Annotated in this window: 15 protein-coding genes; 2 read left to right on the forward strand and 13 right to left on the reverse strand. The window is 54.2% G+C overall.

All coding sequences use genetic code 11. The annotated features are described in order from the left end of the window. Positions 1 to 129 precede the first annotated feature (129 nt). A complete protein-coding gene (locus tag L2097_RS10190) occupies positions 130 to 858 on the reverse strand; it encodes a MerR family transcriptional regulator (protein ID WP_047370927.1) in 729 nt (242 codons plus the stop codon). A gap of 289 nt (positions 859 to 1147) precedes the next feature. On the opposite strand from L2097_RS10190, the gene argS reads away from it, so the two are divergent. Then, positions 1148 to 2881 (forward strand): arginine--tRNA ligase, encoded by a 1734-nt coding sequence (gene argS, locus L2097_RS10195; RefSeq protein WP_250352778.1) that lies wholly within the window; start codon positions 1148 to 1150, stop codon positions 2879 to 2881. Between the two features lie 45 nt (positions 2882 to 2926). Here the strand turns inward: argS and L2097_RS10200 are convergent, their stop codons facing one another. The 7 genes from L2097_RS10200 to flhB all read right to left on the reverse strand — a co-directional run bounded on the left by L2097_RS10200 (position 2927) and on the right by flhB (position 10092). Further along, complete coding sequence (locus L2097_RS10200) at positions 2927 to 3106, reverse strand: hypothetical protein (protein WP_250352779.1); 180 nt, start codon at positions 3104 to 3106, stop codon at positions 2927 to 2929. Between the two features lie 30 nt (positions 3107 to 3136). Further along, a complete protein-coding gene (locus L2097_RS10205; RefSeq protein WP_250352780.1) occupies positions 3137 to 3376 on the reverse strand; it encodes a hypothetical protein in 240 nt (79 codons plus the stop codon). Positions 3377 to 3475: 99 nt separating this feature from the next. After that, a complete protein-coding gene (bglB, locus tag L2097_RS10210) occupies positions 3476 to 4615 on the reverse strand; it encodes a beta-galactosidase BglB (RefSeq protein ID WP_250352781.1) in 1140 nt (379 codons plus the stop codon). A 10-nt stretch (positions 4616 to 4625) separates the two neighbouring features. Continuing rightward, a complete protein-coding gene (locus L2097_RS10215; protein WP_250352782.1) occupies positions 4626 to 6203 on the reverse strand; it encodes an MFS transporter in 1578 nt (525 codons plus the stop codon). 274 nt (positions 6204 to 6477) lie between these two features. Then, a complete protein-coding gene (flhE, locus tag L2097_RS10220) occupies positions 6478 to 6873 on the reverse strand; it encodes a flagellar protein FlhE (RefSeq protein ID WP_250352783.1) in 396 nt (131 codons plus the stop codon). Beyond that, entirely contained in the window at positions 6873 to 8951 is a 2079-nt protein-coding gene (flhA, locus tag L2097_RS10225; RefSeq protein WP_047370933.1) for a flagellar biosynthesis protein FlhA, read from the reverse strand. The genes flhE and flhA overlap by 1 nt, the downstream gene beginning before the upstream one ends. Then, complete coding sequence (gene flhB / locus L2097_RS10230) at positions 8944 to 10092, reverse strand: flagellar biosynthesis protein FlhB (RefSeq protein ID WP_047370934.1); 1149 nt, start codon at positions 10090 to 10092, stop codon at positions 8944 to 8946. The genes flhA and flhB overlap by 8 nt, the downstream gene beginning before the upstream one ends. A gap of 223 nt (positions 10093 to 10315) precedes the next feature. Here flhB and L2097_RS10235 point away from each other — a divergent pair, with 223 nt between their 5' ends. Next, positions 10316 to 10966 carry a type II CAAX endopeptidase family protein gene (locus L2097_RS10235; protein WP_172399048.1) on the forward strand — a complete coding sequence of 217 codons (651 nt, stop codon included), beginning with the start codon at positions 10316 to 10318 and terminating at the stop codon, positions 10964 to 10966. A gap of 55 nt (positions 10967 to 11021) precedes the next feature. Here the strand turns inward: L2097_RS10235 and cheZ are convergent, their stop codons facing one another. The 5 genes from cheZ to tap are packed head-to-tail and all read right to left on the reverse strand — an operon-like array spanning position 11022 to position 15619. Next, complete coding sequence (cheZ, locus tag L2097_RS10240) at positions 11022 to 11666, reverse strand: protein phosphatase CheZ (RefSeq protein WP_085005933.1); 645 nt, start codon at positions 11664 to 11666, stop codon at positions 11022 to 11024. 10 nt (positions 11667 to 11676) lie between these two features. After that, positions 11677 to 12066, reverse strand: coding sequence for a chemotaxis response regulator CheY (gene cheY / locus L2097_RS10245; protein ID WP_039078693.1), 390 nt, complete (start codon positions 12064 to 12066; stop codon positions 11677 to 11679). A 16-nt stretch (positions 12067 to 12082) separates the two neighbouring features. After that, positions 12083 to 13135, reverse strand: coding sequence for a protein-glutamate methylesterase/protein-glutamine glutaminase (locus L2097_RS10250; protein ID WP_047370937.1), 1053 nt, complete (start codon positions 13133 to 13135; stop codon positions 12083 to 12085). Then, positions 13132 to 14001, reverse strand: coding sequence for a protein-glutamate O-methyltransferase CheR (gene cheR / locus L2097_RS10255; RefSeq protein ID WP_085005932.1), 870 nt, complete (start codon positions 13999 to 14001; stop codon positions 13132 to 13134). The genes L2097_RS10250 and cheR overlap by 4 nt, the downstream gene beginning before the upstream one ends. A gap of 19 nt (positions 14002 to 14020) precedes the next feature. Continuing rightward, positions 14021 to 15619, reverse strand: coding sequence for a methyl-accepting chemotaxis protein IV (gene tap / locus L2097_RS10260; protein WP_250352784.1), 1599 nt, complete (start codon positions 15617 to 15619; stop codon positions 14021 to 14023). Between the last annotated feature and the right edge of the window lie 33 nt (positions 15620 to 15652).

Below are 15652 nucleotides of genomic sequence, written 5' to 3' on the forward strand. Positions count from 1 at the left end.
TTTTTATATTTAATAAATATCAAATAGTTATTTAGATTGGTTTTTGTATTAAATCAGAGCAAAAAAAGAGAAAGGCATACCCGTCCAGGCCGCAATATAGCGACCATGGAGATGGAAAGAAGAGAGGATTTAGAGCGTGATAACGTCGAGGGAACTGACCTGCGATTGCCACAGTTCAATTTGTTTTTTTCGCGCGGCAGATAATTTACCGCTGGTGACCAGCAACCATTTTCTTGTCGGCAAAACCTCCGGCGCCAGTGCCGCAGGCGGAACCGGAAGGATATCAATGCGATGCCCCTGCCCCGTTAGCCGAAGCGCTTCAAGCCAGATTTCACAAGGGTCGGTCAGATGCCAGCCGGTGATTAAATAATTATCGCCCGGCGCGCGTTTGTCCCCTTCAAGGCAAAATGAGGTGTAGGAGATGATAATGCCGTCGAGGATTTCACGGAGTGTCATCATAGCGGCAATATTGGCCGACATTTTACTGCGCAACGGGCGCAACACTTCTGTGACCAGTTCCGAACGAGGATACTCGCGTCCGGAGTCGTAAATGAGCTGACGCAGAGAGTCAATCTTCCCTTCTTTTAGCCGCGAAAGCATGTTCTCTTGCAGGGTGACCCAGTTATTGGTGCGCCGCATTTCCGGCCTGGCCAGCAGCGGTTTGACCTGGCTGACAGGGACCCCTTTTTTCACCCAGTCGAGTATTTTGAGCGCCTGTTGCACGTCGTCATCACTGTAAAGCCGGTGCCCGCCCTCCGTGCGCATCGGTTTGAGTAAACCGTAGCGGCGCTGCCAGGCGCGAAGTGTGGTCGCCGTTATCCCGCAAAGCCGGGCAAATTCGCCAATGGAATAAGTCATAGTACGCTCAAAGAAATAAACTCTTCTTACTATACTACGGATACATCCCGCACGCAGGATAGCGAGTAAGATCAGGCGCCTGGCGGTTCGAATGATGAACCTGAACAGACCGCCGCGCTCGAAGGTGCAAAGCGTTAATCTGCCCGCGAACAGGCCATGCTTTTTGGCGTGAACCTCCAGGTTCCGGTGCTGACGCCTGCGGGCATTTGCAGTATACTCCCGCCTTTCATAATCAACACCCGGACGCGGCCAGCCCTTATGTGCTGCGTCATCAATGTAAGGTATCCCGGTGAATATTCAGGCTCTACTCTCAGAAAAAGTCGGTCAGGCGCTCATTGCCGCAGGTGCGGATGCGGATTGCGAACCGCAAGTCCGCCAGTCTGCAAAAGTCCAGTTTGGCGACTATCAGGCTAATGGCGTGATGGCAATTGCTAAAAAATTGGGCATGGCACCGCGACAACTGGCCGAGAAGGTACTGACTCATCTCGATCTCAGCGGGATCGCCAGCAAAGTTGAAATCGCCGGACCGGGCTTTATCAATATCTTCCTTGCCCCGGCATTTCTGGCAGAACAGGTAAACCTGGCGTTGCAGTCTGACCGTCTGGGTATCACGAAGCCGCAAGCGCAAACCATCGTTGTCGACTATTCGGCGCCAAACGTGGCGAAAGAGATGCATGTTGGTCACCTGCGTTCAACCATCATTGGCGACGCATCCGTGCGTACCCTGGAGTTCCTGGGTCATAACGTTATCCGCGCGAACCACGTGGGTGACTGGGGTACCCAGTTCGGTATGCTGATTGCGTATCTGGAATTGCAACAGCAGGAAAACGCGGGCGAAATGGCGCTGGCGGATCTCGAAGGTTTTTATCGCGAAGCCAAAAAACATTACGACGAAGATGAAGTCTTCGCCGAGCGTGCCCGTAGCTACGTCGTGAAACTGCAAGGCGGCGATGAATACTTCCTGCAGATGTGGCGCAAACTGGTCGACATCACCATGTCCCAGAATCAGATTACTTATGACCGTCTGAATGTGACCCTCACGCGTAAAGATGTGATGGGCGAAAGTCTGTATAACTCGATGTTGCCGGGTATCGTGGCCGATCTGAAAGCTAAAGGACTGGCGGTAGAGAGCGAAGGCGCAACCGTGGTGTTCCTGGACGAGTTCAAGAACAAAGAAGGCGAGCCGATGGGTGTGATCATCCAGAAGAAAGATGGTGGCTACCTCTACACCACCACTGATATTGCCTGCGCCAAATACCGCTATGAAACCCTGCATGCAGACCGCGTGCTTTACTACATCGACTCCCGTCAGCATCAACACCTGATGCAGGCCTGGACTATCGTGCGTAAAGCCGGTTATGTCCCGGATTCTGTCTCTCTCGAACATCATATGTTCGGCATGATGCTGGGTAAAGACGGCAAGCCGTTCAAAACCCGTGCGGGCGGCACGGTGAAACTGGCCGACCTGCTTGATGAAGCACTGGAACGCGCCCGTCGTCTGGTTGCTGAGAAAAACCCGGATATGCCAGCAGATGAGCTGGAGAAACTGGCTAACGCGGTGGGTATCGGTGCGGTGAAATATGCGGATCTGTCTAAGAGCCGTACCACTGATTATGTTTTCGACTGGGACAATATGCTGGCGTTTGAAGGAAACACCGCGCCATATATGCAATACGCCTATACGCGCGTTCTGTCAGTGTTCCGTAAAGCCGATGTCGACGAAAGCGCCCTCCTCGCCGCGAACGTGGTGATCAGTGAAGATCGCGAAGCCCAACTGGCCGCACGCCTGATGCAATTTGAAGAGACGCTGAATGTGGTTGCCCGTGAGGGTACGCCGCACGTGATGTGTGCCTATCTGTACGATCTGGCTGGCCTGTTCTCTGGCTTCTATGAACATTGCCCGATTCTGAGTGCTGAGAGTGAAGAGGTCCGCAACAGCCGCCTGAAACTGGCGCTGCTGACCGCGAAGACGCTGAAACTGGGTCTGGATACGCTCGGTATTGAAACCATCGAACGTATGTAAGTTGAAGGTCTGTAAAAAACCCGGCAAATGCCGGGTTTTGTTTTTTCATACTATCGGAAGAATTCCCGGATGCGGCTGCGCCTTATCCGGGCTACCAATCGCACCGGCCGTAGCCCCGGTAAGCGTCAGCGCCATAGGGGGAAGCTTAAGAATTCCCGGATGCGGCTGCGCCTTATCCAGGCTACCAACCGCACCGGCCGTAGCCCTGGTAAGCGTCAGCGCCACCGGGGGAAGTTTAAGAATTCCCGGATGCGGCTACGCCTTATCCGGGCTACCAACCGCACCGGCCGTAGCCCTGGTAAGCGTCAGCGCCACCGGGGGAAGCTTAAGAATTCCCGGATGCGGCTGCGCCTTATCCAGGCTACCAACCGCACCGGCCGTAGCCCCGGTAAGCGTCAGCGCCACCGGGGGAAGCCTAAGAATTCCCGGATGCGGCTGCGCCATATCCGGGCTCCCAACCGCACCGGCCGTAGCCCCGGTAAGTGTCAGCGCCACCGGGGGAAGCCTAAGAATTCCCGGATGCGGCTGCGCCTTATCCAGCTACCAACCGCACCGGCCGTAGCCCCGGTAAGCGTCAGCGCCACCGGGGGAAGCTTAGAAATACTTACGCAGATACTCAGTCAGACACAGCATCGCCATTGCCTGACCATAGGGCATGGAAGTCAGGGGAATCTGGCGGTAGAAATCCAGATCGCTGCCCATCCCCGTGCCGAAAGAGACCTGCAGCAGTTCACCTTCCGGTGAAATGTTCTTCACCACGGCTTTGATTGCTTTCTCGGCAACCTGCGCATACTCCTGACCAACATAGCGCTTACGTACCGCTTTCAGCATGCCGTAGGCAAACCCGGCGGTTGCTGACGCTTCAAGATACGATGTCGGATCGTCAAGCAGCGTATGCCACAGCCCGCTCTCGTCCTGGCATTTCGCCAGCGCAGCGATTTGCGCGTTTAATACCTGCACCAGATAACGGCGTACCGCATTGTTTGCCGGTAAATCCACCAGTTCCAGGAAGTCCGGGATCACAATGGTCAGCCAGCTGTTGCCGCGCGCCCAACGAGCATGTGCAAAATTATGGCAACCTTCGTAATTCCAGCCGTGGAACCACAGACCTGTCTCCCTGTCCATCAGGTTCTGCACATGCAGCAGGAACTGATAAGTCGCCTCTTCCACATACTCAGGACGATTAAGCAGCTTACCGATTTTCGCCAGCGGCAGAACGGTCATCATCAGGGTGTCATCCCACATCTGCTGATGGTTCTCTTCAGCAAGCGTGATGTGCTGCATACCGCCATGCTCCGTACGCGGCATCTCATTCATTGCCCACTCGGCCCAGCTCTCCAGCCACGGCAGGTAGCCCGGATTGCGGGTCTCTTCGTAGCGATACGCCAGCGTCAGAAACGGCGCCATGGTGTTCACGTTCTTGGTCGTCGCACCTTCGGCAAAGCGATCAGCGAACCAGCTATCAATCACATCACGTACCGTCTGGTCGCCGGTCTGCTGGTAATACTGGTACATCCCATACAGACCGACGCCATGGGTCCATTCCCAGCCCACCCATCCTTTGGTGTCAATCACACGCCCGTCGTCAAGCCGCAGTAAAAACTCGCCGGTGGTGTCGTGAATATTGACCAGATTATGCGTTACCTTCTGAATCAATGATTTCAGCTCGTCGCGGGCGATAAAACGCTCTGGCTGACAAAGTAATGGGCTATGTTTGACAGGCCAAACCTTCATATTCTTAACCTCAGTTGTAAGTCGATTTCAGTGACGCGTTTTCTTTCAGGGAAGGCGCGGCAGGTTTATTACGATTCAGATAGCCGATGTTGTTATTGCCCCACAGGGACTCAAACGGCATGCCTGCCAGCATCTCAACGGTGGCACGCGCTTCCGGCGTTGCGCTTTCCGGCACCACACGACCGGATTCGCGCATTTTGGCCGTCTCTGCACGAAGAATGCTGTGCGTTTTCAGGTTCAGTTTGAAGCGCAGAGAGACCAGGAAACCACAGGCGAGAACCAGCAACGTACCAAAACACATGATCATCAGGATGGTGTGGCTAACTTCCGGAACCTGCGTTTTCTGGCCGGAGACAAACCCGGAGGTCTGCATCACGATCCCGACCAGCATGACCGCACCGGCCTGAGAGGCTTTACGGGTCAGGGTCATGATGCCCGCAAAGATACCCTCACGGCGCTGACCGGTAACCACTTCATCCACGTCGGCGATATAGGTATAGGTGTTCCATGGAACGTAGTTGATCCCGCCACGGCCCAGACCCGCAACGGCAGATACCAGCAGCAACAAGGCATAGATGTCACTCAGGCCCGCCCAGTAAAGGATGGCGAAAGATGCCGCGCTCAGACCAAACAGCACCACAACCATACGGTAAGACGGCGCCGGCCCAAAACGGATACACAGCGGGATCATGGCGATAACGGCGATGAACTGGAAGATAGCCATCGTGCCCAACAAATTAGACGCGACAGACGCTTCCTGCATCAGCACGAAAACAACGTAGTAGGTAAAGACGGCGTTAAAGACGTCCTGTGCAATATAGCCGCCCAGGTACATCCCCAGGTGCTGACGGAAAATCTTAATGCGCAGCGTTGAGCTCAGCTCAACAAACAGGCGACGCAGGCTCTGGCCCAGGGTCAGATGTTTTTTCTCGGCTTCGGCACGCAGCGCGGCTTCGGTCCAGTCTTCGCGCGGACGCTCCCAGGTGAAGCACCAGACAAAGGTCAGCATCAATGCGCACAATACAGAGAACACCAGGCTTGCGTAGAAGAAGGAGACCGGGTTGTCTTTACCGAAGTGGGCCAGCAGCAGGCCAGGCAGGAACGAGGCCAGGATCGCGGACATCTGCGCCATAGAGATACGCGCACCGGAGAATTTGGTTTTCTGTTTGAAATCATCGGTCATTTCCGGCACCAGCGTTTCGTAGGGCACCAGGATCATGGTATAGACCACATCAAACAGCAGATATGTCAGCAGGTAATACCAGAAGCTCATGTCACCTACCCACATAATGGAGTAGCTGAACACACACGGAATACCCAGCATGATAAAGAATTTACGCCGACCAAAACGTTTACCCAGCCAGGTGGAGCCGAAGTTGTCGGTTAAAAAGCCCATCAGTGGGCTGACTACCGCATCCAGTACCCTGGCGGCCGCAAAAATAAACGTCGCTTCGATAGGCGTCAGGCCGCAGAAGGTGGTGTAGAAATAGAGTAGCCATGCAGCGGTAAGTGCTGTCGTGCCCGCCCCCAGGAAGTCGCCTGAGCCATAGGCGAGGTAGTTAACCAACCCAATTTTACGTGTTTTCATTGCCGTTAACCCTGTTTATTAGTGAGGGACCTCTGGCAATCCGGCCTCGCCAAAGGTAATGCTTACACGGCTAAAGTAAGAGTATGTGCTTTGGGTTACCTTTCTGTTTCTGCCACAACCGGGGGGCAGATGGCAAAAACACAAAGAGTGCCGCAACACGCCTCACTGATTTATAAAACAGTGTTTCTTTTGACTCAAAAGGAGGGGTCATAATTTGAGAGCCAGCCATCATATTCCTGAGAGGAACGGCGATGACCGGCGAAAAGACGAGCGGCTATTGGTAGTTAACAATAACCTGGATACTGAGGACATTCAGGGCGGGAATCAATCGCCCTCCGCCAGGGACTTCCCAGATAAAGCGTAACGGCTCAATCGCGGGCACGTCGGCGAAGGCGACAGTGGTGCCGCTTTGGGCGTCGAGTTGCACACAGCGTGTCTGGCTACACAAACGTGTGTTCAACCCCGCCGGCGTCGGGCCGTTTAGCTCATAACGCCATGAAACCACGGTCATCAGGCCATTAACCGGCTGTGAAGGCGCAAGAATACGCGATGACATGGCCTGCCCACGATTGCTGAGAATAACCCCGATATTGCTTGCCTGCCACGCACCGTTTCCGGCAGCGTGGACAAACAAGGGTAACGCAAGGAGTAACCCGGCCAGCTTACGCATTATTTGCCTCCAATGGTCGCTGTCATCCGGATGGGACGGTTATCGGACATTTCCATATTCGACAACACCACCAGCTGCGGCAGGCTGCGACGCAGGAAACGAGACAGCAACGGACGCAACGCATGGTTGACCAGCAGTACGGGCGGCGCGCCAAGCATCTCCTGACGCTGCAACGCTTCCTGAGTTTGCTCCAGCAGACGATCGGCAAGGCCCGGCTCCAGCCCACCGCCGCCTTGCAATGCCTGTAGCAGCAGACGCTCCAGTGGCGTATCAAGACCAATAACCTGCACTTCGCCGCTGCCGGGGAACCATTGCTGGGTGATCGCACGGCCCAGCGCGACGCGAACAACGGTGGTCAGTTCGTAAGGATCGGTTTGCAGCGGTGCGTGTTCTGCCAGCGTCTCAAGAATGGTACGCATATCGCGGATCGGTACTTTTTCTGCCAGCAGGTTTTGCAGCACTTTATGCAGCGTTGTCAGCGTAACAACACCCGGTACCAGGTCTTCGGTGAGTTTTGGCATTTCCTGGGTTACGCGGTCCAGCAGTTGTTGTGCTTCCTGACGACCAAACAGTTCCGGCGCAAACTGACCAATCAGGTGGTTGAGGTGTGTTGCGACAACCGTACTGGCCTCCACCACGGTGAAACCCTGGATCTGCGCCTGCTCTTTCAGCGCACTCTCAATCCAGATAGCCGCCAGGCCAAAGGCCGGATCGACAGTCTGCTCACCGGGTAATGAACCTGCCGCGGTCCCCGGGTTAATCGCCAGCCAGCGTCCCGGATACGCATCACCGCTCCCCACTTCCACCCCTTTCATCAGGATGCGGTAACGGGCGGGCGGCAAGTCCATATTGTCGCGGATATGCACCACGGGCGGCAGGAACCCCATGTCCTGGGCGAATTTTTTACGAATACTGCGGATACGTCCCAACAGCTCGCCATCCTGCTGGAAATCCACCATCGGAATCAGGCGATAGCCCACTTCCATGCCCAGTGAATCTTCCAGTTGCACGTCATTCCAGGTGGCTTCCACCGCCTGGTTGTTTTCTGGCATTTTGACTGGCGTGACTTCCGTCGGCGCCTTCTCTTCTTTGCCACGCAGCCACCAGGCCAGCGTCAGCAGACCCACGGTGAAGAGCAGGAAGACAAAGTTCGGCATACCTGGCACGAGGCCAAACAGCCCCAGTACTGCGGCGCTGAGCACCATTACGCGTGGGTTAGTAAACAGCTGGCTAACCATCTGCTGACCGACATCTTCATCATTTGCCACGCGGGTCACAATCACACCCGCAGCGGTAGAAATGACCAGTGCCGGGATTTGCGCAACCAGACCGTCACCGATGGTCAACAGGGTATAACTTTGCGCCGCGTCGCCCATCGACAAGCCATGCTGCAATACCCCCACCAGCAGGCCGCCAATGACGTTAATAACCATGATAAGAATGCCCGCGACGGCGTCACCGCGCACAAACTTGCTCGCACCGTCCATGGAGCCGTAGAAGTCAGCTTCCTGGGTCACATCAGAACGACGACGTTTTGCCTCATCTTCCCCGATAAGGCCGGCGTTAAGGTCGGCGTCGATCGCCATCTGTTTACCGGGCATTCCATCCAGTACGAAGCGCGCGCCGACTTCCGCGATACGCCCCGCACCTTTGGTGATAACCATAAAGTTGATGATCACGAGGATGATGAACACCACGATACCGATGGCAAAGTTACCGCCAACCAGGAAGTGACCAAAGGCTTCAACCACTCTACCCGCCGCTGCCGTACCAGTATGGCCTTCGAGCAGAATGATACGGGTAGAAGCGACGTTCAGCGCCAGGCGTAGCAAGGTGGTAAACAGCAACACGGTGGGAAATGCCGCGAACTCAAGGGTTTTCTGGGTGAACATCGCCACCAGAAGCACCATAATCGAGAGCGCAATGTTGAAGGTAAAAAGCAGGTCGAGCACGAATGCCGGCAACGGCAAAACCATCATCGACAGAATCAACAAAATCAGCAGCGGCCCCGCCAGAATTTGCCATTGTGTAGATTTCAGGTTGCCGGGCAGACGCAACATTGCCACCAGATTAGCCATCAGTGTCCTTCTCGTTCATAAAATCCAGCGACTCTGGCACTGGGAGATTTTCAGGTCTTGCCGGGCGTTTGCCCCCGGCAAGATTCCAGCGTTTCAATTGCCATACCCAGGCAAGAACCTCAGCCACGGCCGAGTAAAGCTGTCCTGGGATCTGCTGACCGATTTCAGCATGGCGATACAGGGCGCGCGCCAGCGGCGGCGCCTCAAGAATCGGGATACGGTTTTCGCTGCCAATTTCACGAATACGCAGCGCAATCAAACCGGAACCCTTCGCAATCACTTTCGGCGCACTCATTTTATTTTCGTCATATTGCAGCGCGACGGAGTAGTGCGTCGGGTTCGTTACAATCACATCGGCTTTTGGCACATCAGCCATCATACGACGGCGCGCCGCGGCGCGTTGCAGCTGGCGGATACGCCCCTTAACATGCGGGTCCCCCTCCTGCTGTTTAAATTCGTCGCGAATATCCTGTTTGGACATACGCAATTTTTTCAGATGGCTGTAGATCTGCCAGAAGACGTCGAACCCCACCATCGGGATTATCGACAGCACAACCAGCAGACAACACATCCCGGCCAGATTCAGGGCGCTGGCCATCGCGGTGACCGGTGCTTCCATCATCAGACGCATGATTTCCGGCCATTTATGCCACAGATAAAATGCGGCCACACTGCCCATCAGGGCCGTTTTCATGATGGCCTTGACCAGCTCCGCCACGACCTGCGCTGAAAACAGACGCTTGAGGCCGCTCAACGGGTTAATCTTGGAAAAATTAAACTGTACCGATTTACCGCTTAATACCAGACCACCCAGTACCGGCGGTGCCGCTAGCGCCACCAGCACCACGCCTGTCACCAGCGGTAGCAGCGCCAGCACGGCATTCTTGAGCAACTCAATCAGGTGACCAAGGATCATTTTTTGGTCATTGATGATGGCATGATCAAAACGTAAACCCGACGACATAATGCCCGACAGTTTGCGGGCAAACGCGTCCCCGCCCATCCAGAGCACACCCACCCCAACAAAGAGCATCAGTATTGATGTCAGCTCTTTCGATCGGGGAACTTGCCCTTCCTCACGGGCCTTCTCTTTTCGGTGGGGTGTGGGGGCTTCTGTTTTGTCGTCGCTATCGTCTGCCACGGCTCAAATCCACGGGTAGATGTTTGATGACATAATGCCAGAGTCAAGTCGGTCTAATGGGCAGAGTAAGGCATAAAAACGCGGGGTTTTCGCGATTTGAGAAAAGGCAAAGTGCATGTACTTATCCGCCAGCGATATACTACCGCACAGCGCAGAAACCCTGCTTTTTGCGGCGTAAGCTTTTAAAAAGGCATAAAACATCATTAATACAAGGATGATACCCATGCTGTCCAATCAGGCGCAGAGACGCCATCACACCTTGATCTGTCTCGCAGCGGTACTGATTTATCATTGTTTTTTCTTTATTGTGGCGCTGCTACCCAATTATGCCGCACTCTATCATTCAGGTTTTGCTGCGCTGTTTGTCGGCCTGATCGTCAGTCTGCCTTGCACGCTATTGCTCTGGCGACACTATAACCACCGCTACCCATTTATGCCGTTGGGGCAATTTAACGTCGGTTATTTCTCATTGGGCTTACTGGCCATCATCGTACTGAATATTGCCTGGCAGTTTCTGGGGATCGAAGAAGAGTGGGTGGCATCGTTAAAGGATTACTCGCTTTCTGCGCGTTGGGGACTGGCGTTCGCGATTTGTTTTATTGCCCCGTTTTGTGAAGAAGTCATCTTTCGCGGATTCTTACTTAATGCATTTATACGCGCCGGGCGCTTTGCCAGGCAGCAGAGTATCGTGGTGACATCAGTCGTGTTTGCGCTTATGCACACCCAATACCATGCGCCAGCCACCTTTATCTGGCTGTTTACGTTTTCGGCCCTGCTGTGCGTGGTAAGAATGGCCTCAGGTGGGCTGCTGCTGCCAATGCTGCTGCATATGCTGAATAACGCCGCCTCTTTTTCCTTGTCCACCATGAGCTAAAAAAACGGGAAGCATCGCCGCTTCCCGTTTCTCAATATGGCTCAGTGCAGAGGCATCAGAAACCGAGGCTGTCGAGCAGATCGTCAACCTGATCCTGGCTTGCCACTACGCCCGCTTTCGTCGCATCAAGCTGCGGCCCATTAAGCAGACTTTCGTTCTCACGTTTCGGACGCGCAGACTGATCGGGAATATTTTCGATCAGCACCATCAGCAGCTGTCGTTCAATTTCCTGAATCACATCCATCATACGCTTGATAACCTGACCGGTAAGGTCCTGGAAATCCTGCGCCATCATGATGTCTAATAACTGCGCGTTGGTGAAGCTGGTGTGCCCCGGTACATCCCCGAGGAATTTGCGGGTATCGGTCACCAGTTCACGGGCATCTTTGAGCTCGATAGGATTTTCAAACCACTCATCCCAACGCTTCGACAGCGTTTTAGCCCCTTTTTCCATCGCATCCTGGTGCGGTTGCGACGCCTCAACGCTATTAAGTGCGCGTTCAGCGGCCTGCGCGGTCATCTGTACCACATAATCAAGACGATCACGGGCATCCGGGATGGCTTCCGCCGCTTCAGCAATCGCCTGATCCAATCCCAACTCACGCAAACTGTCACGCAACATACGTGTCAGGCTACCGATACGGGCAATGATATCGCTGGCTGAATGTTCTTCCGTAGGTTTAATTGAAGGTTGAATCATCGTCCAGTCCTCACATGCCGAGTTTCTCGAAAATCTTACCGAGTTTCTCTTCCAGGGTTGCAGCAGTGAAAGGTTTCACTACATAGCCGCTCGCGCCAGCCTGAGCCGCCGCGATAATGTTTTCTTTTTTCGCTTCTGCCGTGACCATCAGCACCGGCAGCGAAGACATGTTGCCGTCAGCACGAATCGTCTTAAGCAGTTCCAGTCCGTCCATGTTCGGCATGTTCCAGTCGGAAATGACGAAACCAAAACCACCGGTCTGGAGTTTGTTCAGCGCGTCAACGCCGTCTTCGGCTTCCTCGACGTTGTTGAACCCCAGCTCTTTTAACAGGTTGCGCACGATACGACGCATCGTGGAAAAGTCGTCCACAACCAGAAATTTGAGCTCTTTATCCGCCATAAAACATCACTCCTCGTTAAATACGTATTGCCTGTCCGGCACTAATTTTTGCCAACATCTGCTGGCTTACCTGGCTAAGATCGACCACTTCGCTGACGCCACCCATATTGATAGCTTCGCGCGGCATGCCGAACACCACACAACTTGCCTCATTTTGTGCAATGGTCCAGGCACCAGCCTGGTGCATCGCTAACATTCCGGCCGCACCGTCGTTGCCCATCCCGGTGAGGATAACCCCCACGGCATTTCGCCCGGCGTATTTCGCGACCGAATGAAACAGTACGTCCACAGCAGGACGGTGACGATTCACCGGCGGCCCATCGTGGATTTTAATCTGATAGTTTGCCCCGCTACGCGCCAGCTCCATATGCTTGTCGCCCGGCGCAATATACGCATGCCCCGGCAGGACACGCTCACCATCTTCCGCCTCTTTCACGGTGATCTGGCACAGCTTATTCAGGCGTTCAGCAAACGAACGGGTGAAGCCTGGCGGCATGTGCTGAGTAATAAGAATACCGGGACTTGAAAGCGGCAATGGCTGGAGTACATGACGAATTGCCTCTGTTCCTCCGGTTGAAGCGCCAATGGCCAGCAATTTTTCCGAACTTAACAGCGGACCCGACTTCAGCGCTGCCGGTGCTGCCGCCATCGGTTTATGTGCCGCAAGGCGCGCGCGCGAAGCGGTACGCACTTTTTCGGCAATCATTTCGCTGTAAGCCAGCATCCCTTCGCGAATACCGAGCTGAGGCTTGGTAACGAAATCAATCGCCCCCAATTCCAGCGCGCGCAGCGTGACTTCTGACCCTTTTCCCGTCAGGGAAGACACCATCACCACCGGCATCGGGCGCAGACGCATCAGTTTTTCCAGGAAATCCAGACCGTCCATCCGCGGCATTTCCACATCAAGCGTCAGCACATCAGGGTTAAATTTTTTAATTAAATCCCGTGCAACCAACGGATCCGGCGCCGTCGCCACCATTTCCATATCGCTGTGGCTATTGATAATTTCGGTCATGATTTGACGCATCAATGCAGAATCATCGACGGACATTACCCTGATTTTACTCATGCTTTATCCTTACTCAGCGCGTAAACGGTTTGCCCACGCAGGCTAAACTCACGCACGAGGTTGCTGAAATTCTCCGAATGCCCGGCAAAAAGTAGTCCGTCAGGCTTAAGCAATGGTGCAAAACGATGCAAGATATCCTGCTGCGTCGTTTTATCAAAATAAATCATTACGTTACGGCAAAAAATCGCGTCAAACGGTCCGGGGACGTTATATTGTTTATCCAGCAGGTTCACTGACGTGAAATCAACGTAATTCGCCAGTTCCTGACGCACGCGCACCAGCCCGGCATGGGGTCCGGTTCCGCGCATGAAATAACGCTGTAACTGTTGCGGCGACAGCGTTTTCAATTCATCCTGGCGATAAACGCCGTTACGCGCTTTTTCCAGCACTTCGGTGTCGATATCGCTGGCAATCACTTTAAAACGACCCGGCGCCATACCCAGTGAATCCGCCAGGGTAATCGCAATGGAATAAGGTTCTTCGCCGGTCGATGCCGCGGCACTCCAGACGCGGTATTCGCCGGTACGCTTGCGTGCATGCTCCGCAAGCACCGGGAAGTGGTGAGCTTCCCGGAAAAAGGCAGTGAGGTTAGTGGTCAGCGAGTTTATAAAAGCCTGCCACTCGGCGCTATTCTGGTTCGCTTCCAGCATGCTCAGGTAGCGACCAAAATCATCCAGCCCAAGGGTACGCAAGCGACGAACCAGGCGGTTATAGACCATGTCCCGCTTATGGTCGGCGAGCACGATCCCTGCACGCTGATAGATCAACTGACATATTCGACGAAAATGCGCGTCAGACAGCGCAAGACGCTGAGTCATCTGTTGCATGAGTGATGACGTTTGCCCGGTAGGCATTGATGATGTCATAGCGCCTTCTCATTCTGATTTATGATACAACTGGCACCCCTTTGGGGAGTGCCACGTCTGATATTACGGCATGCTCTTCTAACTTAAACACCGCCACCAGGGAGGTCAGATGATCTGCCTGGTGCGCTAACTGATCGGTGGCCGCGGCGGCTTCTTCAACGAGCGCAGCATTCTGTTGCGTCACCTGATCCATCTGGCTTACAGCCAGTGCGACCTGCTCAATACCCCGGCGCTGTTCATCCGAAGCAGAGGCAATTTCGCCCATAATATCGTTCACCTGCGTAACAGAGTGGACGATCTCCATCATAGTTTTGGCAGAGGTATCTACCAGCACCGAGCCTTGTTGAACGCGTGATACCGACTCTTCGATCAGGCCTTTGATCTCTTTTGCGGCCTGCGCGCTTCGACTGGCGAGATTACGCACCTCACCGGCCACCACGGCGAAACCACGTCCCTGCTCCCCTGCCCTCGCCGCTTCTACCGCCGCGTTCAAGGCCAGGATATTGGTCTGGAAGGCAATACCGTCAATCACGCTGATAATATCGCCAATCTTGTGCGAGCTGGCGGCGATCTCATGCATAGTGCTTGCCACATTCGACGCCTGCTGTCCGCCCTTACGCGCTGTTTCCGCTGCGCTCTGCGCCAGGCCAGATGCCTGACGGGCATTGTCAGCGTTTTGCCCTACCGTGGCCGTCAACTCTTCCATACTGGCTGCCGTTTGCGCCAGAGACGCGGCCTGTTGTTCGGTACGCGCCGACAGATCGTTGTTGCCTTCGGCAATCTCCGAAATACCGGTATGCATCGCATAGCTGCCCTGACGAACATCGGTCACAGTAGAACGCAGTGCAGTCTGCATCTTTTTGAGGCTGGCAAAAATGGCCGAAATTTCATTCTTACCAAATACCGCAATCGATCGCGCCAGATTGCCCTCGGAAATACTGTCAAAATGACTACTGATAATGGCCAGTGGCTGAACAATCATTTTGCGCGCCCACCACAGCGCGGCCGATGTCAGCAACGCGGCCAGAATCACTACCACCACAAAAATCACCGCCGAGCGCTGATAGTTGTTTTGCCCCTCTGCCTTAGCTATCTCCACAAAGTGGTTAATATGCTGCTGCCAGGCCGTAAAGTTTTGATTAAACGCATCCTGCGACTGCTGAACCGGTGCCGACATAAAGTCGGATAGCTGATTACTTTCAAGCCACGCGGCCTGGTGTTCCAGATCGCCATGCCATGCGATGTAAGCGGCTTTTGTCCCGTCCTGCAGGCGCTTACCTTCATCGGTCAACGCCGGGATATTCAAAAACTCATTTATACTGTTATCGGCATCGTTCAGATTATCTTTCGCCTGTTTCATTAGCGCCTTGATATCGTCCGGCGGATAACTCAGCGCCGTTAACGTACCGGCTTTATTCAGTGATGTACTGGCCTGTAATAACCAGGCGCGAGTTTGCATAAGTGCGTTGCGCTGGATATTACTTTTTTCAACTTCCGCTAAATGGGCAGTGCTTTGACGAAACGCCCAAAACGACAACCCATTACTCCCTACCTGCAAAACGCCACAAACAATCAAGATCAAAAAAAGTGTCGTAGAAATTCGAATACGGTTTAACATCAACGCTCCCATCAGGCGGCAAATTGCCGCGGG

The sequence above is a fragment of the Citrobacter sp. MNAZ 1397 genome (genome assembly GCF_023613995.1).
Lineage (GTDB): Bacteria > Pseudomonadota > Gammaproteobacteria > Enterobacterales > Enterobacteriaceae > Phytobacter > Phytobacter ursingii.

What these genes read in the sequence shown, in the direction of transcription:
- flhE (WP_250352783.1), bottom strand. Translation starts at nt 6,873, where the DNA reads ATGCGTAAGCTGGCCGGGTTACTCCTTGCGTTACCCTTGTTTGTCCAC.
- tap (WP_250352784.1), bottom strand. Translation starts at nt 15,619, where the DNA reads ATGTTAAACCGTATTCGAATTTCTACGACACTTTTTTTGATCTTGATT.
- L2097_RS10250 (WP_047370937.1), bottom strand. Translation starts at nt 13,135, where the DNA reads ATGAGTAAAATCAGGGTAATGTCCGTCGATGATTCTGCATTGATGCGT.
- flhA (WP_047370933.1), bottom strand. Translation starts at nt 8,951, where the DNA reads ATGGCTAATCTGGTGGCAATGTTGCGTCTGCCCGGCAACCTGAAATCT.
- L2097_RS10215 (WP_250352782.1), bottom strand. Translation starts at nt 6,203, where the DNA reads ATGAAAACACGTAAAATTGGGTTGGTTAACTACCTCGCCTATGGCTCA.
- L2097_RS10190 (WP_047370927.1), bottom strand. Translation starts at nt 858, where the DNA reads ATGACTTATTCCATTGGCGAATTTGCCCGGCTTTGCGGGATAACGGCG.
- cheR (WP_085005932.1), bottom strand. Translation starts at nt 14,001, where the DNA reads ATGACATCATCAATGCCTACCGGGCAAACGTCATCACTCATGCAACAG.
- cheZ (WP_085005933.1), bottom strand. Translation starts at nt 11,666, where the DNA reads ATGATTCAACCTTCAATTAAACCTACGGAAGAACATTCAGCCAGCGAT.
- cheY (WP_039078693.1), bottom strand. Translation starts at nt 12,066, where the DNA reads ATGGCGGATAAAGAGCTCAAATTTCTGGTTGTGGACGACTTTTCCACG.
- bglB (WP_250352781.1), bottom strand. Translation starts at nt 4,615, where the DNA reads ATGAAGGTTTGGCCTGTCAAACATAGCCCATTACTTTGTCAGCCAGAG.
- L2097_RS10235 (WP_172399048.1), top strand. Translation starts at nt 10,316, where the DNA reads ATGCTGTCCAATCAGGCGCAGAGACGCCATCACACCTTGATCTGTCTC.